Here is a 26,376-nt window from a genome sequence, read left to right as displayed (position 1 = left end):
CACGGCCAGAAGCCATGACTTTGCGCTCAAGCGCCCGAAGCCGCCTCGCGAGCCAGCGAGCGCCACTGCGCCGGCGTCATGCCCACGTGGCGCTTGAAGCCGCGCTGGAACGCGGCGTCCGACTGGTAGCCGACGAATTCGCCGATCTCCGCCACGCTGTCGTTGCTCTGCGCGAGCATGCGGCCCGCGAGTGTCATGCGGATATCGGTCAGCACGTCGGCGGCCGAGCGGCCGATGGCCTCGTCGAAGTGCCGCGCGAAGGTCGCGCGCGACATGTGGCAAAGCTCGGCAAGCTCGGGCAGCGTCCAGGGCTTGCTGGGCGCTTCGAACATGGCGTCGATGGCGGGTTGCAGGCGCGGCCGCTGCGCGAGCGCGAGCAGGCCGCGCGGCGGGGCGTCGCCGGCGCTCGCGTAGCGCAGTGTGAGCCCGAACAGCGCGCCCGACAGATGGTTCACGAGCGACTCGCTGCCCGGCGCCGCCTCATACGCTTCGTCGCGCAACAGCGCGATCAGGCGCACGAGACGTTCGGGGGCTTCCGTGCCGTCGCGCGCGCTATGCACGACGAGGCGCGCCGGCAGATTCTCTCGCAGCAGGCGCTGCGGCACGGCAGGCAGCAGGAAGCGGCCGCACAGGACGTCGGCGATGGCGCCGTCGCCCACATTCGTTTCGATGCTCACGCCGTTTTCCATCCGCCTGGCAACTACGGCGGGCGCCGTGCCGCTGCCGTCGTGCAGCACGTGCGCGCTGCCCGAGGGAAACAGCACGATGTCGCCCGCATGGAGCGCGACGGGCGCGCCGTGCGCATCCTCGACGATGGCGCGCCCCGCAAGCAGCACGTGATAGCGGATTTCACGCTCCTTCGCAGCGGGATCGTCGATGCGCCAGGGCGCGCCGAAATGGCAGCGCACGTCGAGGCGGCCGGCAACGGGCATCAGCGCGAGAAGGCGGCTCAGCAGATCCATGGTGGGCGAGTGAGACGATCGAGCATGAAGTCGCGCCATTCTGGCATTAAAAGCGCGACGGTGCGCGACTACACTGCATCCATGCCATCGACGATGGCAGCGCGACACCGACACCCGCTCGCGACCCGCAACGTTAAAGGAGCAAAACATGTCCCGTCTTTCCGCCATCAAGCCCGAAGCCGCCACCGGCGCCGCCGCTGAAATCTTTGCAAAGATCCGCAAGGCCGTGGGAAAGGTGCCCAACGCCTACGCCACCATCGGCACGCATAGCCCCGAAGCGCTCGGCGCGCTGCTCAACATGGAGGCCGTGATCTCCGCCGGCACGCTGTCGAAGCCCGACATCGAAGCGATCAAGCTCGCGGTGAGCGAAGTGGCGGGTTGTGATTACTGTCTCGCCGCGCACACGCTGGCGGGCAAGTTCGCCGGGCTCGCGCCGGAAACGATGAAGGCGGTCCGCGCAGGCGAAGCCACCGGCGACGCGAAGCGTGACGCGCTCGTGCACTTCGTCCGCCTGTTGGTGAAGACGCACGGCACGGTGCCCGAAGCGGAAGTGAGCGCGATTCGCGAAGCCGGTTATACCGAACGCCAGATCGTGGAAATCGCGCTCGCCGTGACGTCGATCACGTTCACGAACCTCGTGAACCGCGTCAACGATACGACGCTCGATTTCCCGGCCGCACCGTAACGTAGCGGCAACGGTTTTACCACCCCGCGTGCGCTGGACACGACATCAATCGTGCCAGCGCACGCGAGCGCTTGTTCCACAAAATCGTTTGATAGTGTGCATATGCATACATAGAATGGTAGTGGAACAGCGCATATGAAAGGAGAGTCGACCATGAGTACACGCGAGATCGTTTTGTGCCAGCCGGTGCGTACGGCAATTGGCGGATTCAACGGTGCGTTCAAGGGCGTGCCGGCTACGGAGCTAGGCGCGGCGGCGGTGCGCGAAACGCTCGCGCGCGCGAAGCTCGACCCGGCGCGGCTCGGCTCCGTGGTGCTCGGCAACGTGGTCCAGGCGGGCAACAAGATGAATCCCGCGCGTCAGGCCGAGCTTGGCGGCGGCGTGCCGGTTCAGGTGCCCGCGCTCACGGTGAACCGCGTATGCGGCTCCGGTGCGCAAGCCGTTGCGAGCGCCGCGCAGGAAGTGATGCTGGGTCTTGCCGACGTCGCGCTCGCGGGCGGCATGGAGAACATGGATCGCGCGCCGTACTTGCTGGACGGCGGGCGGTGGGGCTATCGCATGGGCAACGCCGAGATTCACGACAGCATGCTGCGCGACGGCCTCGTCGATGCGTTTTCGGGCCAGCATTCGGGCTGGCATACGGAAGACCTCGTGACGCGGGCCGGGCTCACGCGTGCTGAACAGGACAACTGGGCCGCGCGTTCGCAGCAACGCTTTGCTGCCGCGCAAGCGGCGGGGCGCTTCAAGGAAGAAATCGTCGCGGTGGAGATCAAGGGCAAGAAGGGCATGGAGCGCATCGATACCGACGAAGCGCCGCGCCCCGACACGACGCTCGAAGGGCTCGCGAAACTGCGTCCCGCGTTTCGACCGGACGGCACGATCACGGCGGGCAACGCGCCCGGCCTGAACAGCGCGGCGAGCGCCATGCTCGTGGCCGAGCGCGGCTTTGCCGAAGCCGAGGGGCTCTCGCCGATGGTCAGGCTCGTGGCGTGGGGCGTCGCGGCGGTGGAGCCGGGCCTGTTCGGTCTTGGCCCCGTGCCCGCCGTGCAACTCGCGTTGGGGCGCGCCGGCTGGTCGCTGGCTGACGTCGAACGCTTCGAGATCAACGAGGCATTCGCGGCGGTGCCGCTCGCGGTCATGAAGCAGCTCGGCATTCCCGAGGACATCGTGAACGTGGAAGGCGGCGCGATCGCGCACGGCCACCCCATCGGCGCGACGGGTGCGATTCTCACCACGCGCCTCGCATGGTCGATGCAGCGCGACGGGTTGCGTCGCGGCGTCGTGACGCTTTGCATCGGCGGTGGCCAGGGTATCGCGCTCGCGCTCGAGAAAGTATGATGGCCGGGCCACGTGAGGCGCGTGGGGCTGAGATACGAACTGGGAAACAGGCGGGGAACACGATGACGAAGCGGATCACACGCGAGGAATGCAACTGTTTTGCGCTGCGGCAGGCCGCGCGTTTCGTCACGCAGCTTTACGAGCGGCATCTCTCGCAGGCCGACGTGACGGCCGCACAGTTCACCATCCTCTCTCGCCTCGCGGGCCGGCCCGACGCCACGGCCGCCGAACTCTCCGACGACCTCGTGATGGACCGCACGACGCTCGTGCGGGCGCTCAAGCCGTTGCAGCGCGACGGCCTCGTGCTCACGGCGGCGGCCGAGCACGACACCCGCACGCTGGTCTACCGGCTTTCGGCTGCGGGCTTGCGTCGCTACGACAAGGCGCATGCGTTGTGGCTCGACGCGCAGGCCGAGTTCGAGCAGCACATGAAGCGCGACCGCGCGAAGGCGCTGCGCACCGAGCTGTTTGCCCTGACGAAGGCTGCGTCGGGCTGACACACCAGTTACGCGCGCACGCGTTTCGTAAGCCCTTGAGGGAAGGCGGCCACGCCAGCAATCAGATCTGGCGCGAAAATGGCATCATGAGAATTCCAGGAGTCTGACGCTCTGCCGCCGGGTTCTCATGAGACGATATCGACCGCCGCCCAACTTTCTGCGTGACCACGCGCATCCAGCCTGGCGCGATATCGCGTTGACTACGCTGCCCGTGGCCCTGTTCTGCGCGATGGTCGTCGGCCTCGTCTTCTGGCTCGTCGATCCCGCGCCGCCGCGCGCGATCACGATCAGCGCGGGCCCCGCCGACAGCTCCTTCATGCAGATGGCCCAAGCCTACCGCGCGATCCTCGCGCGCAACGGCGTGACGCTCAACATCCTCGAATCGGACGGCTCGGTGCAGAACCTGCAGCGCCTGCTCGATCCGAAGCAGCATGTGGATCTCGCGTTCGTGCAGGGCGGTGTCGCCGACGGTATCGACACACGCTCGCTGATGTCGCTCGGCAGCGTGGCCTATTTGCCTATCGTCGTTTTCTATCGCGGCTCGGGCCTCACACGGCTCTCCGAACTCGACGGCCAGCGCATCGCCATTGGCCGCGTGGGCAGCGGCACGCGCGAGCTGGCGCTCAAGCTGCTCTCCGCGAACGGCATCGATCCCGGCGGCGACTCCACGTTCCTGCCGCTCGACGGCATGGATGCGGCCACGGCGCTCGTCTCCGGCCGCGTGGAGGCCGCGATGCTGAGCGGCGACTCGACCACGCGCGCGCTCATGCTGCGTTTGCTCGATATTCCCGGCATCTCGGTGATGAGCTTCGATGAAGCGGCCGCTTATACGCGGCTCTTTCCGTATCTGGAGAACGTCGACCTGCCGCCCGGCGTGCTCGATCTGCGCAGGCGCCAGCCACGCGAAACGGTGCATCTGATCGGCCCGACCGTCGAACTCGTCGCGCGCGATACACTGCATCCCGCGCTGTCCGATCTGCTCATCGAAGCGGCAGGCGAGGTGAACGGCGCGCCCGGCATCCTGCAGCGCGAGGGCCAGTTTCCGAGCCCGGCGGTGCACGACTTTCGCGTGAGCGAGGACGCCACGCGCTACTACAAGTCGGGCAAGAGCTTTCTCTATCGCGCGCTGCCGTTCTGGCTCGCGAGCGTGACGGACCGTCTGCTCGTGCTGCTGCTGCCGTTGGCCGTGCTCGTGATTCCCGCGTTGCGCACGATACCGGCGCTGTATCGCTGGCGCGTGCGCTCGCGCATTTATCGCTACTATGGCGCGCTCATCGCCATCGAGCGCGACGCGCGCATGCATACGAACGAAGAACAGCGGCGCGCGCTGATCGAAGAACTCGACGAGATCGAGCGATCCCTCAATACGCTGCGCATGCCGCTCGCGTTCGCCGATGCGTTTTACGTGTTGCGCGAACACGTGGGTTTCGTACGTATGCACTTGAATGCCGGCGAGTCGCAATCGCACTCCAGCGCGGTCTAATTCGTATTCACGATATTGTTACGCCCAACGTAGTTTCCTTCTCGTTGATGCACGTCGCTTAATCGCCGTGTTGCAACAGATCTTCGGTTGACACTGCGAGTCTCGCGCCTTTATTTTTTGTAGCCACGCCGTCGCGGCGTCGAGACAGTAAGGATCGCTTGAGGTTTGCGAATGTTCGATCCCTGCGCGTATCAGAACCATTGCTCGTAACCGGGAGGACCATAACGTGAAAACATCCGGTGCAAGCCAGCGTCTTGCCTGGCTCGTGTCTGCCACACTCGCGGGCGCGCCGCTCTTCGTGGGGCCGCTCGGGCCCACTGCCGCGCTTGCGCAGAACGCGGCGCATCTTTCGAACCAGCAGCTCGACTCACTCACCGCGCCCATCGCGCTCTATCCCGACGCGTTGCTCGCGCAGGTCCTCATGGCCGCCACGTTCCCGCAAGACGTGTCCGCTGCCGCCGCGTGGACAAAGTCCAACCCGAACCTCAAGGGCGACGACGCAGTGAAGGCCGTCGCCTCGCAGCCGTGGGACCCGAGCGTGCAATCGCTCGTAGCGTTCCCGCAGGTGCTCGAAACCATGGCTTCGAAGCCCGACTGGGTCCAGCAGATCGGCAAGGCGTTTCTCGCGCAGCCCAACGACGTGATGGACTCGGTGCAGCGCCTGCGCGTGCAGGCGCAGAAGGCGGGCAACCTCAAGTCCAATGAGCAGCAAAAGGTCGTGGTCCAGCCGGCCTCGAGCACTTCGACCACGCAGACCATCGTGATCGAGCCTGCGAATCCGCAGGTGGTGTACGTGCCGACCTATAACCCCACGGTGGTTTTTGGCGTATGGCCGTATCCGGCCTATCCGCCCGTGTATATGCCACCGCCTCCGGGCTACGCCATCGCGTCGGGGTTCGTCGGCGGGCTCGCGTTCGGTGCCGGCATCGCGGTCGCGAATTCGTTGTGGGGCGGCTTCAACTGGAACAACCACGACGTGAACATCAACGTCAATCGCTACAACAACATCAACGTCAACAACCGCATCAACTCGAACAACGGCACGGCGAACTGGAATCGCAACGCCAATGTCGAGCGCCGCCAGAACTACAACAACGCGAACCTGAACGGACAGCGCAACCAGTACCGGGGCTACGACCAGTCGCGCTCGCAGGCTATGGAGACCCTGCAGAACCGCACCGGCCAGAACATGAGCGGCAATGCCCAGCAAAGACTCCAGGGCATCCAGGAAGGCGGCCGGCCGAATGCCAGCGGCGGCAACGGGCTCAACAACCGCGCCCAGAATGGCGCGCAAAACGCCAACCGCGGCAACGAGCTGAATAACCGCGGGCAGAACAGCGCGCAAAACGCGAACCGCGCGAACGATCTCAACAACCGTGCACAGAGCATGAATCGCGACAACGCGTTACGCGGTGCGGGCGATGGCTCCAATGCGCGCCTCGAACAACAACGCGGCCAGCAAAGCCGTGAAGCGCTCCAGAGCCATGGCGGCTTCGACGGCGGCGGAGGCGGTGGCGGCTTCCATGGTGGTGGTGGCGGGTTCGGCGGTGGCGGCGGGGGTGGCGGACGTCACTTCGGCCGTCGATAACGTTGAATATCATGAGGAGTCTAAAAATGATCCGCATTTCCGCACGCCGCCTGCCACACGACTACGCGCTCGCGCTCGGTACGGCACTCGCCCTCTTTGGCGCGCCCGCACTGCTGCCCGCCCAGTTCGGCGGCGCCGCCGTCTACGCACAGGCCGTCTTCTCCACGCCCGAAGCCGCGGCGAACGCGTTCACCGATGCACTCGCGACCAACGACCAGGGCGCCATGAAGCATGTGCTCGGCAACGATTTCACCGAGTTCATCCCCACGCAAAACATCGGTCAGGACGATATCGACGACTACCTTGGCGCCTGGGCGAAGGGTCATCGCGTCGTCCCTGATGCCACGCCGGTTGCCGGCAAGGCGAGCGCTCACGTCGAGGTGGGCGACAGCGGCTGGACGCTGCCCATCCCCATCGTGCAGTCGGGCAAGGGCTGGCACTTCGACCCGCGTGAAGGCGCGAGCGAAATTCTCACGCGCCGCATCGGCCGCAACGAGCGTGCTGCCATGCTCACCTCGCTCGCCTACGTCGACGCGCAGAACGACTATCGCAAGCTCACGCAGCACTATGCGCAGCGCCTCGTGAGCACGCCGGGCACGCACGACGGTTTGTACTGGCCGGTCGAATCGGGCGAGACCGAAAGTCCGCTTGGGCCGCTCGCGGCAGCCATGCCGGGCAACGCGAAGATCACGCCGACCGAGGGGTATCACGGCTATCACTTTCGCATTCTCACCGCGCAGGGACCGCACGCCAGTGGCGGCGCGCGCAGCTATCTCGACAACGGGGATCTGAGCGGCGGTTTTGCGCTCGTGGCCTGGCCGGCGCAATACGGCAAAACCGGTGTGATGAGCTTCATCATCAACCAGGACGGCCAGCTCTATCAGAAGAACCTCGGGCCGAACGGCGCGCATACGGCAGCGGCGATCAAGGCATTCGATCCCGACTCGTCCTGGCAGGCCACTAAACCCTGATTGGCGATCCGCGATCCGTCGGTGGGCATGATGTCCAGGTTTGTTCTCCAACGGACGCCTCACACGGAATTCGGGCACAATCAAGCCACGGCGACGTGGCTGTCGCCCGATGCGGGCTTTGGCCAGCGGAAGCGGAGAGGTCGGGCATGTAGCTTGCTCAATCTTTCCCGCACTCTCATTCGTGTGGAGATAACCAAATGCAACGACGCAACTTCATGCTGACGGCGGCGGTGACCCTTGCCTCGGGCGGTCTCACGCTCGCGGGCTGCACCACCACGACGAATTCGAATTCCACGGCGTCGCAGAACATGTCCAAGCGGCAGTCGATCGACGCGTCTGTGGACGGCACCCTCTCGCGGCTGTATTCGACCGTGAAAGGCTCGCACGAACTCCTCGCGAAGTCGCGCGGCGTGCTGGTGTTCCCCGAAGTGCTGCAGGCCGGCTTCATCGTCGGCGCGCAATATGGCGAGGGTGCGTTGCGCGTGGGCGGCGCCACGGTCGGCTACTACAGCACCGTGTCGGGCTCGTTCGGCCTGCAGGCCGGCGCTCAGTCGAAGGCGCTCATCTTCGCCTTCATGACGCAGGACGCACTCGACAAATTCCGCGCGACGGACGGTTGGGCGGCGGGGGCCGACGCTTCGGTCGCGCTCGTGACCGTGGGCGCGAACGGTGTCGTCGACACCAACACGGCCACGCACCCGGTCGAAGCCTTCGTGCTGACCAACGCGGGCCTGATGGCCGACGTCTCGCTGGCGGGCACCAAGGTCACGCGTCTGAATATCTGACAAGGCGCGCACCGGTAAAAAGCGCCGGATCATGTAAAAAAGGGCAAGGCGCTCAAGCCTTGCCCTTCGTCATTTCTGCGCGGCTCGAACTGGCGCCGCCGCGTACGTCACCGCGTACGTCACTCAGCAGCCCGTATTCTTCACACGCTCGACTTCGAGGCCGAACCACGGGCGCAGCTTCGTGCCGAGCACATTGCCCGCGAACGCGCACACGAGCCACAGCCAGCCGTGCAGGCTGCCCGATACGATGCCGCTGAAATACGCGCCGATATTGCAGCCGTAGGCGAGGCGCGCACCATAGCCAAGCAGCAGCCCACCGATCACGGCCGCCACGAGCGAGCGCAGCGGAATGCGCCACACCGGCGCGTAGCGGCCCGCGAGCGAAGCCGCTGCCATTGCACCGAGCACGATGCCGATGTCCATGACCGTGGTGACGTCGTGGCTTGCCGGGGCGGCGAGCGCGGCGGCGTTCGGGCCGGCCATCCAGTACTTCCAGCTCGCCACGTCGATGCCGAGCGTGGCGAAGCCCTTCGCGCCCCACAGCGCGAATGCCGAGGTTACGCCCCAGGGGCGGCCCGAGAGCGCGAGCGTCGCGAAATTCAGGATCGCGAGCGCGACCGCGCCGGCGAGCAGCGGCCACGGGCCATGCAGCCACGGCGAGTTGTGCGGCGCGCGCGGTTCGTTGACGAGGCGGCCGTGGCGGCGCTTTTCGACCAGCACGGTGAGCGCGGCGATGAGCGCAAACACGACGAGGTTGAGCGCAATGGCCGGCGCGGCGCCGAACGCGTTCACGAGCGAGAACGGCTTCAATTGCGGCATCGACGTCCAGAACGGCATGTGCGCCGTGGCGACCACGGAGCCGACGATAAAGGCGATGAGCGTCACGACCATGCGCGTGCTGCCGCCACCCACGGTGTAGAGCGTGCCCGAGGCACAGCCGCCCCCCAGCTGCATGCCGACACCGAACATGAACGCGCCGACGATGACCGATGTGCCCGCGGGCGAAACGAGGCCCGTGACCGGATGGCCGAAGAGCGAACCTGCTGCGAGCGCGGGGAAGAACAGCAGCACGCCGATGGCGAGCATGACCATCTGCGCGCGCAGGCCGGCGCCGCGCCCATCGGCGATGAATACGCGCCATGCCGAGGTGAAGCCGAACGCCGCGTGATAGAGCGTCATGCCGAGCAGCGCGCCGACCCCGTAGAGCGCCGCCTGACGCCCGCTCACGGTCTGCGCGAGATATACCGCGCCGAGCGCGACGAGCAACAGCGCGATGCCTAGCGGCCTGGGATTGATGGAGTCGAGTCGGCGCGGCGCGCGCGCGAGCGGCGTGGAGAGGTCGGACATGGGAGCGGGGCAGCCCGGAAAGCCGCCAGGAAAATCAATCGATGAAAGCAAAACGATAGCACGAATCGCAAATCGGTCTGGCCGAGCCCCCGGGCCGGCTTTTCGCGACTCGCGTTGGGCCATGAGACATCGCCACAAACCCCGTCCAGACGGGGCTTTCCCAGACATTGGGACGAACCTGCGCCAAATCCCGCGAAGCCCTGCGCCCATCATGGATTTCCCCTATGCAGCGCCGCGCGCCGTCTGCCGTTAGGCGAGACGAGGTGCGAAGACGCGTGGGCCGCGCAAAGTCGCACTGGCTGGAAGATAAAAGAAACGCAACGGAGACCTCATGCTGGGAAATATCACCATTCGCCGTGGGCTAACGCTCGTCATCGGTATCTTCGTCGCGTTTCTGCTGACGGTGATCGGCGTGTCGTATGGCGCGCTCAAGATCACCAACGACAGCCTGCACGACGCCCAGCGCGGCGCGCAGTCGCTCGACGCCCTCAAGAGCAGTTCGGAGCGCCTGCTTCAGGTGCGCCTCGCGCTCGGTGGCTACGAGACGCTCTTCAGCGTCGGCAAGGCCACGGACGGCTTGCTCGACAAGGCGCACGAGGTGCTCGTGAATTCGAACAAGGAATTCGCGCGCTACAGCGCCGGCCCGTTCGACGACCCCGAAGAGGCGCGCCTCGCCCAGGCCGTCAGCAGCGCGCGCGAGGCGCTCGTCTCGCAAGCGCTCGAGCCCGAGTACAAGTCGCTCGTCGACAACGATTTCAACACCTTCCGCACGATCCAGGGCGAAACCGCCGACCGCTACTACGGCGCCTACGCGAAGGCGATCGACGCGCTCGAGACCTGGCAGGCCACGCGCCAGCAGCACGACGCCGATACCGCCGCGCAGCGCTTTCGCCTGTCGCTCATCGTGTTCGGCGTGATCGGCGTGGTGGGCGTGGCGATCGGCGTGTTCGCGCGCGTGGGGCTCGCCGCCGCCGTGGTCAAGCCGGTGAACCATGCGATCCGCCATTTCGAGCGCATCGCCGCGGGCGACCTCACGGTGGACGTGCGGGTGCGCTCGAAGAACGAAATGGGCCAGCTGCTGGGCGCGCTGCAGACCATGCGCGACGGCCTCGTGGGCACCGTCTCGCGCGTGCGCGGCAGCACGCATGAAATCACCCAGGGCGCGAAGCAGATCGCGTCGGGCAACGTCGATCTCTCGGATCGCACGGCGCAGCAGGCGGCGGCGCTCGAAGAAACGGCGGCGAGCATCGAGGAGCTTTCGGCGGCGGTGCGCCAGAACACGGACGGCGCGAAGGAAGCGAGCGGGCTCGCCCAGACCGCGCTCGAAACGGTCACGCGCGGCGCCGACGTGGTGGCCCGCGTGAACGCGACGATGAACGACATCACGGCCTCGTCGCAGAAGGTGGAGGAGATCACCGGCATCATCGAGGGCATTGCGTTCCAGACCAACATCCTCGCGCTCAATGCGGCGGTGGAGGCGGCGCGCGCGGGCGAGCAGGGCCGCGGCTTCGCGGTCGTGGCGAGCGAGGTGCGCAGCCTCGCGCAGCGCTCGGGCACGGCGGCCAAGGAGATCAAGGAGCTGATCGCGGCCTCGGCGGCGACCGTCGGCGCGGGCGCGCGCCTCGTGGAAGACGCGCGCCGCACCATGGACGAGGCGCGCAGTGCGGTGGCGCGCGTGAGCGGGATCATGAGCGAGATCGAAACCGCGACGCACGAGCAGAGCGACGGCATCGAACAGGTGAACCGCGCGATTGCGCAGATCGACGAGGTCACGCAGCGTAACGCGGCGCTCGTGGAGGAAGCGGCGGCGGCCGCGCAGTCGCTCGAATCGCAGGCCGATCTGCTGCGCGAGGCCGTAGCGGTGTTCAATCTGGGCGGCGCGGGGCAGGCCGGTACGCGTCCGGCGCAAGCCGCTGCGGCGGACGCGCGCGCGGCCCGCGGGAGTACGCCGGCGCTGGCCTGAGCCAGCCGTGGCGGGTTTTCCTTGCCGTTGCAAGGACAACCTCCGGCCGCTTTAACCTGAGGTTATACCCCGCGCGCAATTCGCAATTGAGTTCCCCATCGTTCCCGGCGAGACTGGCGGCATAGGCCGTCAGGGTTTGGTCGTCAGCGAAAGAGAACAAGGGATCATGCGAGTTTGCGTTTTAGGCGGTGGGGTGATTGGCGTAAGCACGGCGTACGCGCTCGCTCGCGATGGGCACGAAGTCACGCTGGTCGAGCGCCATGCCGATGTGGCGCGCGAAACGAGCCACGCCAATGGCGGGCAGCTTAGTTACAGCTACGTCGCGCCGCTCGCGGACCCCTCCGTGCTGCCCAAGCTGCCGCAATGGCTCTTCTCGCGCGACGCCGCACTGCGTTTCGTGCCGCGGCTCGATCCGCACCAATGGCGCTGGTGCGCCGCGTTCCTGCGTGCGTGCACGCGCGCACGCAGTCGCGCGACCACGGCCGAATTGCTCGGCCTCGGCTTTTTGAGCCAGCGACTCATGCACGAGGTGGTCGAGCGCGAAGCGCTGTCATTCGACTACGTGCGCAACGGCAAGCTCGTGGTGTATCGCGACGAGCAAGGGTTTGCGCTTGCGCGCCGCCAGGCGCATTACCAATCGACGCTGGGCTGCGTGCAACACGCGCTCGACGGCGCGGCGTGCGTCGCGCTCGAACCCGCGCTCGCGCATATCGGCGCGGAGATCGTGGGCGGCATTCACACGCCAGGCGAAGAGGCCGCCGACTGCGATCAGTTCACGCGTGGCCTTGCACACGCGGCACAGCGCGACGGCGTCAACCTGCAACTGGCCACCGAGTTTTCCGGACTGCGAACGAAAGGGCTGCGGGTGGTCGCCGCGCAGACCTCGCAGGGCGACATCGAAGCCGACGCTTTCGTGGTGTGCCTGGGTTTTCAGAGCCAGCCGATGCTCGCCTCGCTCGGCGTGCACGTGCCCGTGTATCCGCTCAAGGGCTACAGCCTCACGCTCCCCAATGCGAATGCGCAGGGCGCGCCGCGCGTCTCGGTCACGGATGCGCATCACAAGGTCGTCTACGCTCCGCTCGGCGAGCGACTGCGCATTGCGGGCATGGTCGACCTCACAGGCATGAACCCGCACGCCGACGACGCCCGCATCGCGCTGCTCACTCGCCAGGCGCGCGAAACCTTCCCCGACGCGGGCGACTACGACGCCATGCAGACGTGGACCGGCATGCGTCCCGCCACGCCGGACAGCAAGCCGGTGATCGGCGCCACGCACTTTCGCAACCTGTGGCTCAACACGGGGCACGGCGCGCTCGGCTTCACGCTCGCGCTCGGCAGCGCACAGCTGCTCGCCGATCTGCTGGCGGAGCGCGAGTTGCCGATCGACGGCGACGCCTTCGCGCCGGGCCGCTGATCTGGCTCGCTGATTCGCCAACGAGGCGCTACTGCAGCGTCGCGCCTTCCTCGCGCACGACCACGCTCGTGCGTCCGTCGATGCTCACCGGCACTTCGCCGCGCACGGTCGCGCGCCGGACGACGCGGCGCGCGTCGCCGTAGTCGTTGATCGCATAGTGTTGCGTGGCGCGGTTGTCCCAGATCGCGACGTCGCCTTCCTGCCAGTTCCAGCGCACCGTGTTTTCGAGCCGCGTGACGTGCTCGTGGAACACCTGCAGCAGATGCGCCGAATCGGACGACGAGAGACCTTTGAGCCGCTGCACGAAGTGGCCGAGCACGAGCGTGCGTTCGCCCGTTTCCGGATGCACGCGCACCACGGGATGTTCGGTTTCGTACACCTTCGACGTGAAGACTTCGCGGTAACGCTTGAGCTGCGCGCTGTCCGCGTTCGTGTGCGTGGACGCGTAGTCGTAGGCGTTGGTGTGGAGCGCCCAGAGCGTATCGGCCAGCGCGCGCAGCGGCTCGGGCAGTTGCGCGTAAGCGGTGGCCGTATTGGCCCACACCGTGTCGCCGCCAAATGGCGGAATCACCACGGCGCGCAGGATCGAGACTTTCGGGTAGGCGTCGACGAAGGTGACGTCGGTGTGCCACGAGTTGGCGCGCGCGCCGTGCAGCGAATCGAGTTCCAGCAGGCTGCCGCCTTCCACCGAGGGCACCGTAGGGTGCGCGACCGTTTCGCCGAAGCGCCGCGCGAAGGCTTCCTGCGCGGTATCGTCGAGATGCTGCTGGCCACGGAAGAACAGCACCTTGTGGCGCAGCAGGGCGGCGTTGATCGCGTCGAACGTGGCGCTGTCGAGATCGGCATGAAGACGCACACCGTCGATGCGCGCGCCAATGCGGCCCGCGACCTGATGGAGGTCTAGCGTGGTACCGGCGTGTTGCTGCGTGGAGGAATGCAGATGCGCAGACGGAACGGAAACGGCGGGGCGCTGCGTGTGAACGTCGGACATCGAAAGTCTCCTCGGCTGGACGTGGAACGTCCATTCAAGCAGGCTTGCGCCGCGAGAAGAACTGACGATTTCTGCGAAGCTATGCGAGCGTTAGTGCGCTATGGATAGCTGCGTGTGTGATTAGCGCGCACCAAAAGAAAATGACGCAGACCCGCGAGGGAATGCGTCATTCACAAGATGCTGCAAGGTACAGCTTCTTTACTGCATGTTCGTTGGTAGGCTCGATTGGATTCGAACCAACGACCCCCACCATGTCAAGGTGGTGCTCTAACCAACTGAGCTACGAGCCTGTCGAGGCGCGAATTATAGAGACACTCGCGCGCGCTTGCAAGCGCTTTTCTCGAATCGGGTGAAACGCCGTGTTTTCGGGTGTGCGCCTAGGCGAATTCGCGCGCCAGATTGCGCAGGTTATGCGTGGGATCGGCGAGCGTTTCGCGGGCGATGCGCGCGCGCTTGCCGATCAGCGCTTTGGCGCTGCGCATGTCGCGACCCTGATTCACGGTGATCGCGCCAACCAGCGCGCCTTCGCCGTCGAGGCCGAACAGAACGCAGGGCGGCGCTTGCAGCGAACCACGCGTGAGCCATTCAGGCGCAGTCATGTCGCCCGCGAACTGGATGTTGAGGCCGCATTGATCAGTCCAGAACCAGGCCGCTTCCCAGGCTTCGGGTTCGAGGCCGAGCATCGCGCGCGCCGCCGTTTGCGCCTGACGGTTCGCGTTCTCCCACGTTTCGCGGCGCTGGTGGTGGCCGCTTGCCTCGTCCCACTGGCTGGCGGCGTCGCCGGCTGCGTAGATGTGCGCGTGCGAGGTGCGACACCGCGCGTCGATCACGATGCCGTTGTCGATTTGCAGGCCTGCTTTGCGAGCGAGCGTGGTTTCGGGTTCGACGCCGATGCCGTAGATCACCGCGTCGCCGGTAATGCGTGTGCCGTTTTCGAGCGTCAGCACGAGTTCGCCGTTCTCGCGAGTGGCTGACGCGAGCGGCGAGCCCAGATGCAGTGTCACCCCCCGCGCGCGATGCACGTCGCACAGATGCTCGGTAAGCAGCGGCGGAGCGCAACGCGCCATCGCACGCGGCGCCTGTTCGATCACGGTGACTTCCGCGCCGAGATCGACCGCGCTCGAAGCGAGTTCGAGACCGATCACGCCCGCGCCCACCAGCAGCACGCGCTTGCGCGCTTGAAGCACGGGTATAAGGCGTTGCGCGTCCTCCAGCGTGCGCAGCGTGTAGACGTTCTCGCCCAGCGCGTCGAGCATCGGCAAGCGTCGCACGCGCGCGCCCGTGGCGAGCAGCAGTTCGTCGAAGGCGATCGATTCGCCGTTCGCGAGCGTGACGATGCGCGCCTGTGCGTCGAGCGCGGTCACGGCCACGCCGAGCTTCAACTCGATGTTCCGCTCCGCGTAGTAGCCCTCGCCGTGAATCGCGCAGCGCGCCGTTTGCGGTTGCAGCAGCACGTCCTTCGAAAGCGGCGGCCGTTCATAAGGCGCGTGCGCTTCCTCGCCGATCAGTACGACGCGGCCCGCATAGCCTTGCTGGCGCAATTCGGCGGCGGCGAGCGCGCCCGCCTGGCCCGCACCGACGATGACGATAGTCGAGACGTTCATGATCTGTTTCCCGTTACAGATGCAGGCCGCCCGCCGCGTGACGGATGCCGCGAATGCCGAGGCCGGCGTCCGCATTGATCATCACGCCGCTCAGCACGCGATTGTTCGCGCGCGAAGCGAGCATCACGTAGGGCCCGGTGAAATCCGCAGGCTGCGGGAAGAACTGCAGCGGCAGGATCCCCGCAATCGCTTCGGGCGAACGCGAATCCATGATGCGCAAGTCCTGCTGGCCGAGCGAAGCGGGGCCGCGCAAATCGCTCGCCATGCCGCAAGGGCCGACGCCGTTCACACGCACCTTGGGCGCGAGTTCGTAGGCCAGCTGGCGGATGATGCCCACGGCCGCATGCTTGCTCGCCGTGTACAGGGGACCGCCGCCGCCCGGATAGAACGAAGAGTTCGAGAGCGTGAAGATCATGCTGCCTTCGCTCGCGATGAGCGCGCGAGCCGCCGCTTTCGCGCCGAGCAGATAGCCCTTCACATTGATCGAAAAAAGCTCTTCATAACCGCTGTCGAGCTGCGCCGGCGAGAGATCGACGAGGCTCGAAGCATGATCCCAGATCGCTGCGTTGCCGATGAAGATGTCGAGCTTGCCGAACGCTTCGACGGCGGCGCTCACGGCGCGCTCGTTGTCGGCGTACGAGGTCACGTCGCCCTGCACGGCGACGACGTTTTGCGCACTGAAGCGCGCTTGCAGCGCCGCGACTTTCTCTGCCGAACGTTCGAGCACCGCCACGCGCGCGCCTTCTTCGAGAAAGCGTTCGACGAGTGCAAGGCCGAGTCCCGAGCCGCCGCCCGTGATCAGCGCGACTTCGTTATCGAGCCAACCCATTACGCGGCCTCCGGAACGTCGACGAAAACCGCGCCGTCAACGCACGTGACAGGGAACGTCTTGAGCGCTTCGGTCGCAGGCTGGCACAGGGCCGTGCCGGTCTTCAGACAAAAGCGTGCGGCATGCAGCGGACATTCGACGGTGCCGTCGTCTTCGATATAGCCTTCGGACATCGAGGCATTGCCATGCGAGCAGCGGTCGTTCAGCGCGAAAAGCTCGCCGTTCACCTTGAATACGGCGATCGCGGCGGACGGGCCGTCCACCTTGATCGCTTCGCCATCGGACAACGCGTCGTCCTGGCAGACAAAAATATGGGCCATGATCAGAAAAGCACACTCAGGTTATGGGAAGTGAGCACCGCCTGGTCCAGCGTGATCTCACGGTTGCACACCTGCCAGCCTGGCGCGCCCTCCACGCGGCGCACGCGGTCGATGCGGCGGCCCACGTAGAACGTCTCGTCGCGTTCCTTCTGCGAGCGGTAGAGCGCGTAGTTCACGTATGCCTCGTATTCGCCGGGCGTTTCAGTGGTGAACGCTCGCAGGTTCGTCACCAGATGGCGGGTGCGCGAAGGCGGTTCTTCCGCCCACGCCATGCCGGTTTCGAGGCGCGCCACGCGGCGCTCGAGCTGGAAATGCGTGTCGTTGAAGATCCACGTGGTGGGCGGCTGCACGCCGCGCCGGCGGTCGCGCGTTTGCGCGTTGACGGTCGTGCGCATGGTGTAGCGAATGTCCTTCGCCATGAGATCGAGCCATGCGCGAAAGCGCCAGCCGTCGAGCAGCGCCGCTTCGTCAAAGAGGAATTGCTCGATTTCGTGATGCAGTTCGAGACCCACGCGCGCGGGCGTGAAAACCGGTTCGGCGACTTCGCTCATTTGAGCACCTCCGCTTCGTAGCGCGCGGTGCGCTCGTTCACTTCGTCCCACGTTTCGGCTATCAGCAGGTCCGCCCAGCGCCGATACATGCCGCGCGCCGCCGTCTCCGAAAAAATGTAGTTCGTCATGCCAGGTATGCCGTCTTCGCGTACGCGCTCGTTGCCGAGGCCCATTTCGAGGCATAGCTTCGTTTTGCGCGCGCGGCTGCCGCGCAGCACCTTCTGCACTTCGGCCCAGTTTTCCGAGTCGTCCTGTTCGAGAAAGCCTGCGGGCCCGAACGCGCGCGTCGCGCTGCGCTCGAAGGCGGCCTTGACTTCATCGGACGCTGCCTTGTCGGCAATACAGAACGCCCACACTTCCACCTGGTTCGGCCCGCGCGGGTGCCAGACGCGCAGCGTGGCCGTGCCGTTGAGCCACGAAAGCGTCGGGAACATGTTGTTGTGGCCCGCCAGACGCATTGCGCGCACCTTGCCCAGGCGCGCTTCGGCTTCGGCATAGGTGTCGCGGAAGTACTGCGAGACTTCGCCGTCCACCCACACGTTCGCGTCGGGCTGCTCGGTGAAGAAGAATCCGCTGCCATGGCCCGCCTGGCCATACTGCAGCGCGTCTTTCGCGGTCTCCCACACGGGGCGCGCCGTTTGACCCGCGCCCAGCGCCTTGTCGGCCGCGCCTTCCTTCGCGCCGAGCACTTCAATGGCGGACGCGTGTGTGAAGAGTGCGTGATACTGATCGCTCGCAAACTGCTCGGCCGGGAATTTCCAGTTGCAGTCGATCACCCACTTGTGCACGCCGCCCACGATTTCGGTCCCGCCTTCGCGTCGGTCGAGCACGCCGTCGAGATACCAGGCGATGTCGCCCATATAGGTTTCGAGGTCGGGCGCGTTCGCGTCCCAGTTGCCGAACACGAGGCCCTTGTACACGGCCACGCGCGTGACTTCCTGCAAGCCCCATTGCTCCTTGCACAGGCCCTGCGGATAGGCGCGCGATTCGAGCGGCACGTCGATGAGCGCGCCGTCCACGCCGTACGACCAGCCGTGATACGGACACGTGAACGCGCGTGTGTTGCCGCAATCGGCATGGCTCACGCGCATCGAGCGATGGCGGCACTGATTGAGGAAGGCCTTGATCGAGCCGTCCTTCTGGCGCACCACGACGATGGGGTCTTCGCCCATGTAGGTATTGAAAAAGTCGCCGGCTTTCGGTATTTGACTGACGTGGGCGAGAAAGAGCCAACAGCGGCCGAAAATGCGCTCGAGTTCGAGCGCGTAAATGTCGGGGTCGGTATAGATCGACGACGTGACGCGACCATTTTGCGCGTCGACGAGTGCATCGATGTCGATGATTGCGGACATGCGAGTCTCCTCCGTGGCAGCATTCCCCTTTTGGCGGAGAACGCAGACGGATGATCGTTGCTCGCTTTGCCGATGTGAAATATTTTGTTTGTTGCCACTAAGACTTCAAAACGATAAATCGAGCATGGAACTGAGACACCTGCGCTACTTCATTGCCGTTGCCGACGAGCTGAGCTTCACGCGCGCGGCGCAGCGCCTGCATACGGCGCAGCCATCGCTGAGCCAGCAGATCCGCAATCTGGAAGACGAAGTGGGCACGCCGCTCTTCGAGCGCACGCGCCGCAAGGTGGAATTGACCGACGCGGGCAAGGTGTTTCTCGCCGAGGCGCGTCTCGTGGTGGCGCAGGCCGACCGGGCAGTGGCGCGTGCACGCCAGGTGGGGCAGGGGCGCGCGACGGTGACGATCGGTTTCGTGCCCGCCGCGGAGATCCGGGTTTTCCCGGTGATTTTGCCGCGTTTGCGATTGCGCTTTCCCGAGGTCAATGTCGAGTTGCGCAGCCTGCCGACGGCCGAGCAGGAAGACGCGCTGCTGCGCGGCGATATCGACGTGGCGTTCATGCGGCGGCCCGTTTTGTCGCCTGAATTGCGCAGCGAAGTCGTGCTCACCGAGCCGCTCGTGGTGGTGCTGCCGAGCGGCCATCCGCTCGCGAAGCAAGCGCGCATCGCACCGGCGCAGCTGAGCGGCGAGCCGTTCATCAGCACGCATCCGCAGTTCTCGGGGCAGGTGCACAGCGTGGTCGAGGCGTATTGCGAGGCGCACGGAATCGAGCGCAAGGTGGCTCAGGTCGCGACCAATATTCTGCTCAATCTGAATCTCGTGGGGATGGGGCTCGGCTATGCGCTCCTGCCTGCGTATGTCTCGTCGCTTACGAGCAGCGCGATCTGCACGCGCCCGCTGGAAGGCGAGCCGCCCACCATTGACTTGCTGATGGTGTCACGCAAAGAACCGCATGCTGCGGAGCTTGAAGCGCTATTCGAACTCGTGCGCGAGAACGAAGCTTAACGCTTCGTGTGGTCCTCCTGCGCCTCGAGCGCCGTCACCATTTCCTGCGCGGCGCGCTGCAACTCGGGCACGAAGCGGCGCACGGCCTCTGCCGGATTGATGGCCTGCTCGAGGTAGATCACGTTCAGGCTCGCGAGCACGCGCCCGTGCGCCTCGATGGCCGTTGCGAGCGCACCGATCTTGCGCTGGTCGGCCCAGTCGCCGTGGTTCGAGCCGAAGCCGTCGGCGCGCGTCTGGCGCACGAGATTGCGGATATAGGCCGCGTCGCCGGCGAGTTTTTGCTGCTGCTCGCCGCCCGCCCCCGCGCGTAACAGTTCGAGAATGTCCTCGCGCTCGGCCTCGGGACACATCGCAAAGTACACGCGGCCAGCCGCCGTGAGCAGGATCGGCAGGCGGCGGCCCACCATCGCGCGGTGAAACGAAAGCGGGCTGAAGCGGTGCGTGGTCTCGCGGATCACCATGGAGTCGCCGTCGGGCGTCGTGAGATCCGATGGCCACACGGTGCGCTGGAGCATTTGCGCCATGATCGGCGGCGCGATGGTCGCGATCAGCTCGTCGTCGGTGAAGCCTTCGCTCAGGCCGCGCACGTTCATCGTCAGACGAAAGCTGTCGTCGGAAGCGCTGCGGCGCACGAACTTTTCCTCTACCAGGGTTTCCAGCAGGCGCCTCACCGTCGTGCGATGCAGGCCCGTTGCCTCGCTCAACTGCTGGCTCGTGGCGCGCCCGTTCTCCATGGCGTTGAGCGCCTGGAGGACCTGCAGGCCGCGCGCCAGTCCCCGCACGTTTGCATACTTCGTCATCAAAAACGCCTTAAAAATCAAGTGTGTGCATTCTATGCACATTTCTCTAAAAATGTTGAGCGCGCATCGGGCGGAACCTAGACTCGCTTCCATTCACCACACTGTGACAAAACGTCCACCCGGGTGATCCGTTTTCAGGCACCACCTGTCAGCATCCGCAGCGGCTCCATAAGCCGCGCGAGAAGGAGACACATGAACACCCCCCTCGCCCAGGAGGCGGATACCGTCCGCCCTCGCCAGATTGCCACCGACGTCGCCATCATCGGCGCGGGTCCGGTCGGCCTCATGATCGCCAATATTCTCGGCCTGCAAGGCGTGCGTGTCACGCTCGTCGAGAAGCTCGACCAGATCATCGACTACCCGCGCGCCATTGGTCTGGATGACGAAGCATTGCGCGTGTTCCAGTCCATTGGTCTTGCCGATGCGCTGCTGCCGCATACCACGCCCGACCACTGGATGCGCTTCGTCACGAAAGACGGCCATTGCTTCGCCTCGATCGAGCCGCGCACCGACGAATTCGGCTGGCCGCGCCGCAACGCGTTCATTCAGCCGCTCGCCGATCGCGTGCTGTATGAAGGGCTCGCGCGCTTCGAGCACGTGGATGTGTTGTTCGGCCACACGGTCAACGCATTCGAGCAGGACACGCAGGGCGTGACGATCGACGTGAGCGACGCGAACGGCGAGCGCCGCACGATCCGCGCAGCGTACCTGGTGGGCGCGGACGGCGGCAACAGCTTCGTGCGTCGCGCGCTGAACGTGCCTTTCGAAGGCCGGACGAAGCCGAATCAATGGATCGTGGTGGACGTGCGCAACGACCCCATCGGCTCGCCGCATATCTATATGCATTGCGATCATCAGCGCCCGTATGTGTCGGCTGCGCTGCCGCACGGCATTCGCCGCTTCGAATTCATGGTGATGCCGGGCGAGACGGAAGAAGAACTCTCGAAGCCCGAGAACATGGCCGCGCTGATCCGCAAGGTGGTGGCGGACCCCGACAAGGTCGACTACATCCGCAAGCGTGTGTACACGCACAACGCGCGTCTCGCCGAAACGTTCCGCGTGGACCGCGTGCTGCTCGCGGGCGACGCGGCGCACATCATGCCGGTGTGGCAGGGCCAAGGTTACAACAGCGGCATTCGCGACGCGAACAACCTGGGCTGGAAGCTCGCGATGGTCGCGAAGGGCCAGGCTGATGGGCGCCTGCTCGACAGCTATACGGTGGAGCGTCGCGCCCACGCGCGCTCGATGATCCACCTCTCCGAAGTGGCGGGCGATATCTTCGCCCCCACCACGCGCTTTGGCGCGCGCTTTCGCGACACGTTCGTGCGCTACATGAATGTGTTCCCTTCGGTGAAGCGTTACTTCGTGGAAATGCGCTTCAAGCCGATGCCGCGCTACGAAGCGGGCATCGTGCTGCTGCCGCCGCCGCAAAAGACGGGCGGCTGGTTCGCCAGCCTGCTGGAGCGCTCGGGCAACTCGGCGCCGGGCCGCCTGCTCGGCCTGATGAGTCAGAAGCGCGACTCGCTGATCGGCCGCCTCGCGTATGGCCGCGATCCGCTCGCGGCGTCGCCCGTGGGCCGCATGTTCATCCAGCCGCGCGTGCGTCTTGCCGATGGCCGCGTGGTGCGCCTCGACGACGCGATCGGCAACGGCTTCGCCGTGCTGGCCTGGGGCGCGGACCCGACCTTCGGCCTCACGCCGCAAGCCCGCGCATTGTGGGAGCGCCTGGGCGCACGCTTCATCTTCGCGAAGCCCGACGTGCAGCTCGAATACGCCGACGACGTGCCCGAGGGCGTGCTCGCGCTCGGCGACGTGCAGGGCCGCCTCAAAGAGTGGTTCAGCCGTCTGCCCGAATCTGTCGTGCTGTTGCGCCCGGACCGCTTCGTCGCGGGCGTCTGCACACCGCAGCAGGTCTCGGACGCGATCGTCGAACTCGCGGGCAAGCTCGGCATGGCCGAAGCCGCCTTGCATGGGGCGAGCGCCGCTGCCCCGCAAAACCGTCCCGTGCGCGGCGTGGCCGTTGCGCGCACAGCAGGAGCATGAGCATGCCGATTCATCTCGAATGTCTGTCGCATACGCCGTTGCATGGCTATTTTGATCCGCTGCCTGACGTGGTGGCGGAAGTCGAACGGGTCGGCCGCGCCGCGCGCGAACGCGTGGAAGCCTTCAACCCGGACGTGATCGTTGCGTTCGCACCGGATCACTTCAACGGTTTCTTCTACGACGTGATGCCGCCGTTCTGCATCGGCGCGCGCGCGGATGCGATCGGCGACTTCAAGAGCATGGCCGGTACGCTGCCGGTGCCCGAAGCGCTTGCGCACAAGCTCGCCGAAAGCGTGCTCGCCGCCGATATCGACGTGGCGCTCTCGTACCGCATGCAGGTCGATCACGGCTGCGCGCAGGCGCTGGAAGTGCTCACGGGCGCTCTCGACCGTTATCCGGTGATTCCGGTGTTCATCAACTCCGTGGCGCCGCCCATGGCGACGCTGCGCCGCGCGCGACTGCTCGGCGACGCGATTGGCCGCTTCTTCTCGCGAAGCGACACGCGCGTGCTCGTCGTGGGCTCGGGCGGCATTTCGCACGAGCCGCCGGTGCCGGAGCTGTTCGGCGCGACGCCGGAAGTGGCCGAACGTTTGATCGCGGGCCGCAATCCCTCGGCGGATTCGCGCGCGGCACGTCAGGCGCGCACCGTTGCCGCGGCGAAATCGTTCACGGCGGGCGACAGCCATCTGCATCCGCTCAATCCCGAATGGGACCGCGCGTTCCTCGCGCGCCTTGCATCGGGCGAGTTGACTTCCGTGGACGGCATGACGAACGCGGCTATCACGCGTGACGGCGGCAAGTCGGCGCACGAGATTCGCACATGGGTCGCGGCATTCGGCGTGCTGGCCGCTTACGGCCCGTATCGCGCTTCGCTCGACTACTACCGCGAAATTCCCGAGTGGATTGCGGGTTTCGCCACCATGCATGCCACGCCCGACGCGGCTTGATAGGACAGTACGGACTCCGGAGAATCAACATGTCAGAACCGAAACTCGTCGCGGCCCTGGCCGCGCGCCTCTACGAAGCCGAAGCCTCGCGCAAGGTGATCGAGCCGGTGCGCGGCGAGATCGCCCTGGACGATATCGCCACCGCCTACGCCGTCCAGCAAGCCAACGTCGATCTGCGCGTGGCGACCGGCGAGCGCATCGTGGGCCGCAAGATCGGTCTCACGTCGCTTGCGGTGCAAAAGCAGCTGGGTGTCGATCAGCCTGACTTCGGCGCGCTGTTCGCGTCGATGGCTTACGGCGACGCGCAAGCGATTCCACTCTCGCAACTGATCCAGCCGAAGGTGGAAGCGGAAATCGCGCTCGTGCTGGAGCACGACCTCACGTTCGAAAAGCACACCTTCGTCGATATCCTGCGCGCCAGCGCCTATGCGCTCGCAGCCATCGAGGTGGTGGACAGCCGCATCCAGAACTGGGACATCCGCTTCGTCGATACGGTGGCCGACAACGCCTCGAGCGCGCGCTTCGTGGTGGGCAGCCGCCCGGTGCCGCTCTCGCAGATCGACTTGACAGGGTGCGCGATGGAACTCTCGCGCGACGGCGAAGTGCTCTCGCGCGGCAACGGCGCCGCCTGTCTCGGCAACCCGCTCAACGCCGCCGTGTGGCTCGCCGACCGCATGGTGCAGCTCGGCACGCCGCTGCGTGCGGGCGACGTGGTGCTTACGGGTGCACTCGGACCCATGGTCGCCGTGAAGGAACCCGGCACGTACACCGCGCAGATCGAAGGCCTCGGCAGCGTTCGCGCGACTTTTTCCGCCTGATACAGGAATTCATATGGCTTCCGAAAAACTCAAGGTTGCGATCATCGGCTCCGGCAACATAGGCACGGATCTGATGATCAAGATCATGCGCAACAGCAAGCATCTGGAGATGGCGGCGATGGTCGGCATCGACCCGAACTCCGATGGTCTCGCGCGCGCCGCGCGGCTTGGCGTCGCGACCACGCATGAAGGTGTCGAAGGCCTTACGCGCCTGCCGGTGTTCAACGACATCTGCTTCGTGTTCGATGCGACTTCCGCCGGCGCGCATGTGAAGAACGACGCGCTGCTGCGCACGCTCAAGCCGTCGATCCGCATCATCGACCTGACGCCCGCAGCCATTGGCCCGTACTGCGTGCCGGTCGTGAACCTCGACGCACACATCGAAGCGACGAACGTCAACATGGTGACGTGCGGCGGCCAGGCCACGATTCCGATGGTTGCGGCCGTGTCGCGCGTCGCGAAGGTCCACTACGCGGAAATCGTCGCCTCGATCAGCAGCAAGTCGGCGGGCCCTGGCACGCGGGCCAACATCGACGAATTCACCGAGACGACGTCGAAGGCGATCGAAGTGGTTGGGGGCGCGGCGAAGGGCAAGGCCATCATCGTGCTGAATCCGGCCGAGCCGCCCGTCATGATGCGCGACACGGTTTATACGCTTTCTGAGGCGGCCGACCGCGAGAAGGTCGAGCAGTCCATCGAGGAGATGGCCGCGAAGGTGCACGCCTACGTGCCGGGCTATCGCCTGAAGCAGAAGGTGCAGTTCGACGAGATTCCCGCGAACGCGCCCCTGAATATTCCGGGCCTTGGCAAGTTCAGCGGTCTGAAGACCTCGGTGTTCCTCGAAGTGGAAGGCGCCGCGCACTATCTGCCCGCTTACGCAGGCAATCTCGACATCATGACTTCCGCCGCGCTCGCCACCGCCGAACGCATGGCGCAGACGCTTCTGAGCGTGGAGGGATAAGACCGTGAGCAAGAAACTCTATATCTCCGACGTGACGCTGCGCGACGGTAGCCACGCCATCCGCCATCAGTACTCGATCCAGAACGTGCAGGACATCGCCCGCGCGCTGGACAAGGCGAAAGTGGACAGCATCGAAGTCGCGCACGGCGACGGCCTGCAAGGCTCCAGCTTCAACTACGGCTTCGGCGCGCACAGCGACCTGGAATGGATCGAGGCGGTGGCCGACGTCGTCACGCACGCGCAGATCGCCACGCTGCTCCTGCCCGGCATCGGCACGATTCACGACCTGAAGGCCGCGTACAACGCGGGAGCGCGCATCGTGCGCGTGGCCACGCACTGCACGGAAGCCGACATTTCGAAGCAGCACATCGAATACGCACGCGAACTGGGAATGGACACGGTTGGCTTCCTGATGATGAGCCATATGACTACGCCGGAAAACCTCGCCGTCGAAGCGAAGAAGATGGAAAGCTACGGCGCGACCTGCATCTACGTGGTGGATTCGGGCGGCGCACTCACGATGAACGACGTGCGAGACCGTTTCCGCGCAGTGAAGGCCGTGCTCAAACCCGAAACGCAGACGGGCATGCACGCGCACCACAATCTCTCGCTGGGCGTGGCGAACTCGATCGTGGCGGTGGAGGAAGGCTGCGACCGCGTCGATGCCTCGCTCGCGGGCATGGGCGCAGGTGCAGGCAACGCGCCGCTCGAAGTGTTCATTGGCGCTGCGGAACGCATGGGCTGGAACCACGGCACCGACCTCTACACGCTGATGGATGCCGCCGACGACATCGTGCGCCCGCTGCAGGACCGCCCGGTTCGCGTGGACCGCGAAACGCTCGCGCTCGGCTATGCAGGCGTGTATTCGAGCTTCCTGCGCCACTCGGAAGTGGCCGCGAAGAAGTACGACCTGAAGACGGTGGATATTCTCGTCGAACTGGGCAAGCGCCGGATGGTGGGCGGCCAGGAAGACATGATCGTCGACGTGGCGCTCGATCTGAAGAAGCGCCAGCAAGCATTGCAGTCCTGATCAAGCACGCCGCGCATCGCCTTCGGGTGGTGCGCGGCGTTGCCACTTATAGCCGCCGGTAAGAGCGGCTCGCATATACCTATGGAGACTTTTT

The 26,376-nt window shown here is 65.7% G+C and carries 24 protein-coding genes and 1 tRNA gene; 15 read left to right on the top strand and 10 right to left on the bottom strand.

Annotated elements, in window-relative coordinates; translation table 11 throughout:
* Nucleotides 1-26: 26 nt before the first annotated feature.
* A complete protein-coding gene (locus tag AB4Y36_RS04495) occupies nucleotides 27-962 on the bottom strand; it encodes an AraC family transcriptional regulator (RefSeq protein ID WP_368682414.1) in 936 nt (311 codons plus the stop codon).
* Between the two features lie 148 nt (nucleotides 963-1,110).
* On the opposite strand from AB4Y36_RS04495, the gene AB4Y36_RS04490 reads away from it, so the two are divergent.
* The 7 genes from AB4Y36_RS04490 (at nucleotide 1,111) to AB4Y36_RS04460 (ending at nucleotide 8,309) form a co-directional block, all read left to right on the top strand.
* Nucleotides 1,111-1,647, top strand: a complete 537-nt coding sequence (locus AB4Y36_RS04490; RefSeq protein ID WP_069261488.1) for a carboxymuconolactone decarboxylase family protein — start codon at nucleotides 1,111-1,113, stop codon at nucleotides 1,645-1,647.
* A 153-nt stretch (nucleotides 1,648-1,800) separates the two neighbouring features.
* Nucleotides 1,801-2,985, top strand: coding sequence for an acetyl-CoA C-acyltransferase (locus tag AB4Y36_RS04485; RefSeq protein ID WP_368604988.1), 1,185 nt, complete (start codon nucleotides 1,801-1,803; stop codon nucleotides 2,983-2,985).
* Between the two features lie 62 nt (nucleotides 2,986-3,047).
* Nucleotides 3,048-3,482 (top strand): MarR family winged helix-turn-helix transcriptional regulator, encoded by a 435-nt coding sequence (locus AB4Y36_RS04480; protein ID WP_069261486.1) that lies wholly within the window; start codon nucleotides 3,048-3,050, stop codon nucleotides 3,480-3,482.
* A 127-nt stretch (nucleotides 3,483-3,609) separates the two neighbouring features.
* Nucleotides 3,610-4,965, top strand: coding sequence for a TAXI family TRAP transporter solute-binding subunit (locus AB4Y36_RS04475; RefSeq protein ID WP_368682413.1), 1,356 nt, complete (start codon nucleotides 3,610-3,612; stop codon nucleotides 4,963-4,965).
* Nucleotides 4,966-5,191: 226 nt separating this feature from the next.
* Nucleotides 5,192-6,553 (top strand): DUF3300 domain-containing protein, encoded by a 1,362-nt coding sequence (locus AB4Y36_RS04470; RefSeq protein WP_368682412.1) that lies wholly within the window; start codon nucleotides 5,192-5,194, stop codon nucleotides 6,551-6,553.
* A gap of 26 nt (nucleotides 6,554-6,579) precedes the next feature.
* The gene (locus tag AB4Y36_RS04465; protein ID WP_368682411.1) at nucleotides 6,580-7,524 is read left to right on the top strand and encodes a DUF2950 domain-containing protein; all 945 of its coding nucleotides are present in this window, start codon (nucleotides 6,580-6,582) and stop codon (nucleotides 7,522-7,524) included.
* 197 nt (nucleotides 7,525-7,721) lie between these two features.
* Complete coding sequence (locus tag AB4Y36_RS04460) at nucleotides 7,722-8,309, top strand: YSC84-related protein (RefSeq protein WP_069261483.1); 588 nt, start codon at nucleotides 7,722-7,724, stop codon at nucleotides 8,307-8,309.
* A gap of 123 nt (nucleotides 8,310-8,432) precedes the next feature.
* Here the strand turns inward: AB4Y36_RS04460 and AB4Y36_RS04455 are convergent, their stop codons facing one another.
* Nucleotides 8,433-9,656: a YeeE/YedE family protein gene (locus AB4Y36_RS04455; protein WP_368682410.1), complete on the bottom strand. Its 1,224-nt coding sequence runs from the start codon at nucleotides 9,654-9,656 to the stop codon at nucleotides 8,433-8,435.
* Nucleotides 9,657-9,987: 331 nt separating this feature from the next.
* Between AB4Y36_RS04455 and AB4Y36_RS04450 the strand changes: the two genes are divergently transcribed.
* Nucleotides 9,988-11,619, top strand: coding sequence for a methyl-accepting chemotaxis protein (locus AB4Y36_RS04450; protein WP_368682409.1), 1,632 nt, complete (start codon nucleotides 9,988-9,990; stop codon nucleotides 11,617-11,619).
* Nucleotides 11,620-11,785: 166 nt separating this feature from the next.
* Nucleotides 11,786-13,033, top strand: a complete 1,248-nt coding sequence (locus tag AB4Y36_RS04445; RefSeq protein WP_368682408.1) for a D-amino acid dehydrogenase — start codon at nucleotides 11,786-11,788, stop codon at nucleotides 13,031-13,033.
* A gap of 28 nt (nucleotides 13,034-13,061) precedes the next feature.
* Here AB4Y36_RS04445 and AB4Y36_RS04440 read toward each other — a convergent pair whose 3' ends face one another.
* The 7 genes from AB4Y36_RS04440 to hcaE all read right to left on the bottom strand — a co-directional run bounded on the left by AB4Y36_RS04440 (nucleotide 13,062) and on the right by hcaE (nucleotide 18,680).
* Entirely contained in the window at nucleotides 13,062-14,024 is a 963-nt protein-coding gene (locus AB4Y36_RS04440) for a TauD/TfdA dioxygenase family protein (RefSeq protein WP_368682407.1), read from the bottom strand.
* A gap of 213 nt (nucleotides 14,025-14,237) precedes the next feature.
* Nucleotides 14,238-14,314: transfer RNA gene (locus tag AB4Y36_RS04435), tRNA-Val, on the bottom strand.
* Nucleotides 14,315-14,401: 87 nt separating this feature from the next.
* Nucleotides 14,402-15,628, bottom strand: a complete 1,227-nt coding sequence (gene hcaD / locus AB4Y36_RS04430; protein ID WP_368682406.1) for a 3-phenylpropionate/cinnamic acid dioxygenase ferredoxin--NAD(+) reductase subunit — start codon at nucleotides 15,626-15,628, stop codon at nucleotides 14,402-14,404.
* Nucleotides 15,629-15,641: 13 nt separating this feature from the next.
* Entirely contained in the window at nucleotides 15,642-16,457 is an 816-nt protein-coding gene (hcaB, locus tag AB4Y36_RS04425; protein WP_368682405.1) for a 3-phenylpropionate-dihydrodiol/cinnamic acid-dihydrodiol dehydrogenase, read from the bottom strand.
* The gene (gene hcaC, locus AB4Y36_RS04420; RefSeq protein WP_368616528.1) at nucleotides 16,457-16,777 is read right to left on the bottom strand and encodes a 3-phenylpropionate/cinnamic acid dioxygenase ferredoxin subunit; all 321 of its coding nucleotides are present in this window, start codon (nucleotides 16,775-16,777) and stop codon (nucleotides 16,457-16,459) included. The genes hcaB and hcaC overlap by 1 nt, the downstream gene beginning before the upstream one ends.
* 2 nt (nucleotides 16,778-16,779) lie before the next feature.
* The gene (gene hcaF / locus AB4Y36_RS04415) at nucleotides 16,780-17,328 is read right to left on the bottom strand and encodes a 3-phenylpropionate/cinnamic acid dioxygenase subunit beta (RefSeq protein ID WP_368682404.1); all 549 of its coding nucleotides are present in this window, start codon (nucleotides 17,326-17,328) and stop codon (nucleotides 16,780-16,782) included.
* The gene (hcaE, locus tag AB4Y36_RS04410; RefSeq protein ID WP_368682403.1) at nucleotides 17,325-18,680 is read right to left on the bottom strand and encodes a 3-phenylpropionate/cinnamic acid dioxygenase subunit alpha; all 1,356 of its coding nucleotides are present in this window, start codon (nucleotides 18,678-18,680) and stop codon (nucleotides 17,325-17,327) included. Before hcaE ends, hcaF begins: the two co-directional genes overlap by 4 nt.
* Before the next feature lie 124 nt (nucleotides 18,681-18,804).
* Here hcaE and hcaR point away from each other — a divergent pair, with 124 nt between their 5' ends.
* A complete protein-coding gene (hcaR, locus tag AB4Y36_RS04405; protein ID WP_368604976.1) occupies nucleotides 18,805-19,683 on the top strand; it encodes a DNA-binding transcriptional regulator HcaR in 879 nt (292 codons plus the stop codon).
* On the opposite strand, the gene AB4Y36_RS04400 is transcribed toward hcaR, so the two are convergent.
* Entirely contained in the window at nucleotides 19,680-20,483 is an 804-nt protein-coding gene (locus AB4Y36_RS04400) for a DNA-binding transcriptional regulator (RefSeq protein ID WP_069261472.1), read from the bottom strand. The two genes, hcaR and AB4Y36_RS04400, sit on opposite strands and share 4 nt — an antisense overlap.
* 192 nt (nucleotides 20,484-20,675) lie before the next feature.
* Between AB4Y36_RS04400 and AB4Y36_RS04395 the strand changes: the two genes are divergently transcribed.
* From AB4Y36_RS04395 to dmpG, 5 genes are read left to right on the top strand one after another with little or no spacing between them, the layout of a single operon-like run.
* Nucleotides 20,676-22,526, top strand: coding sequence for a bifunctional 3-(3-hydroxy-phenyl)propionate/3-hydroxycinnamic acid hydroxylase (locus AB4Y36_RS04395; protein WP_368682402.1), 1,851 nt, complete (start codon nucleotides 20,676-20,678; stop codon nucleotides 22,524-22,526).
* A gap of 2 nt (nucleotides 22,527-22,528) precedes the next feature.
* Nucleotides 22,529-23,473 (top strand): 3-carboxyethylcatechol 2,3-dioxygenase, encoded by a 945-nt coding sequence (locus tag AB4Y36_RS04390; protein WP_069261470.1) that lies wholly within the window; start codon nucleotides 22,529-22,531, stop codon nucleotides 23,471-23,473.
* A gap of 29 nt (nucleotides 23,474-23,502) precedes the next feature.
* Nucleotides 23,503-24,291: a 2-keto-4-pentenoate hydratase gene (gene mhpD, locus AB4Y36_RS04385; RefSeq protein ID WP_069261469.1), complete on the top strand. Its 789-nt coding sequence runs from the start codon at nucleotides 23,503-23,505 to the stop codon at nucleotides 24,289-24,291.
* A 13-nt stretch (nucleotides 24,292-24,304) separates the two neighbouring features.
* Entirely contained in the window at nucleotides 24,305-25,252 is a 948-nt protein-coding gene (locus AB4Y36_RS04380) for an acetaldehyde dehydrogenase (acetylating) (RefSeq protein WP_368682401.1), read from the top strand.
* Between the two features lie 4 nt (nucleotides 25,253-25,256).
* A complete protein-coding gene (dmpG, locus tag AB4Y36_RS04375; RefSeq protein WP_069261467.1) occupies nucleotides 25,257-26,282 on the top strand; it encodes a 4-hydroxy-2-oxovalerate aldolase in 1,026 nt (341 codons plus the stop codon).
* The last annotated feature ends 94 nt before the right edge of the window (nucleotides 26,283-26,376 follow it).

This window comes from Paraburkholderia sp. BR10936 (assembly GCF_040965735.1).
GTDB lineage: Bacteria > Pseudomonadota > Gammaproteobacteria > Burkholderiales > Burkholderiaceae > Paraburkholderia > Paraburkholderia nodosa_A.
The sequence above is the reverse complement of the archived record's forward strand: the minus strand, read 5'-3'. Positions and strand labels throughout refer to the sequence as shown.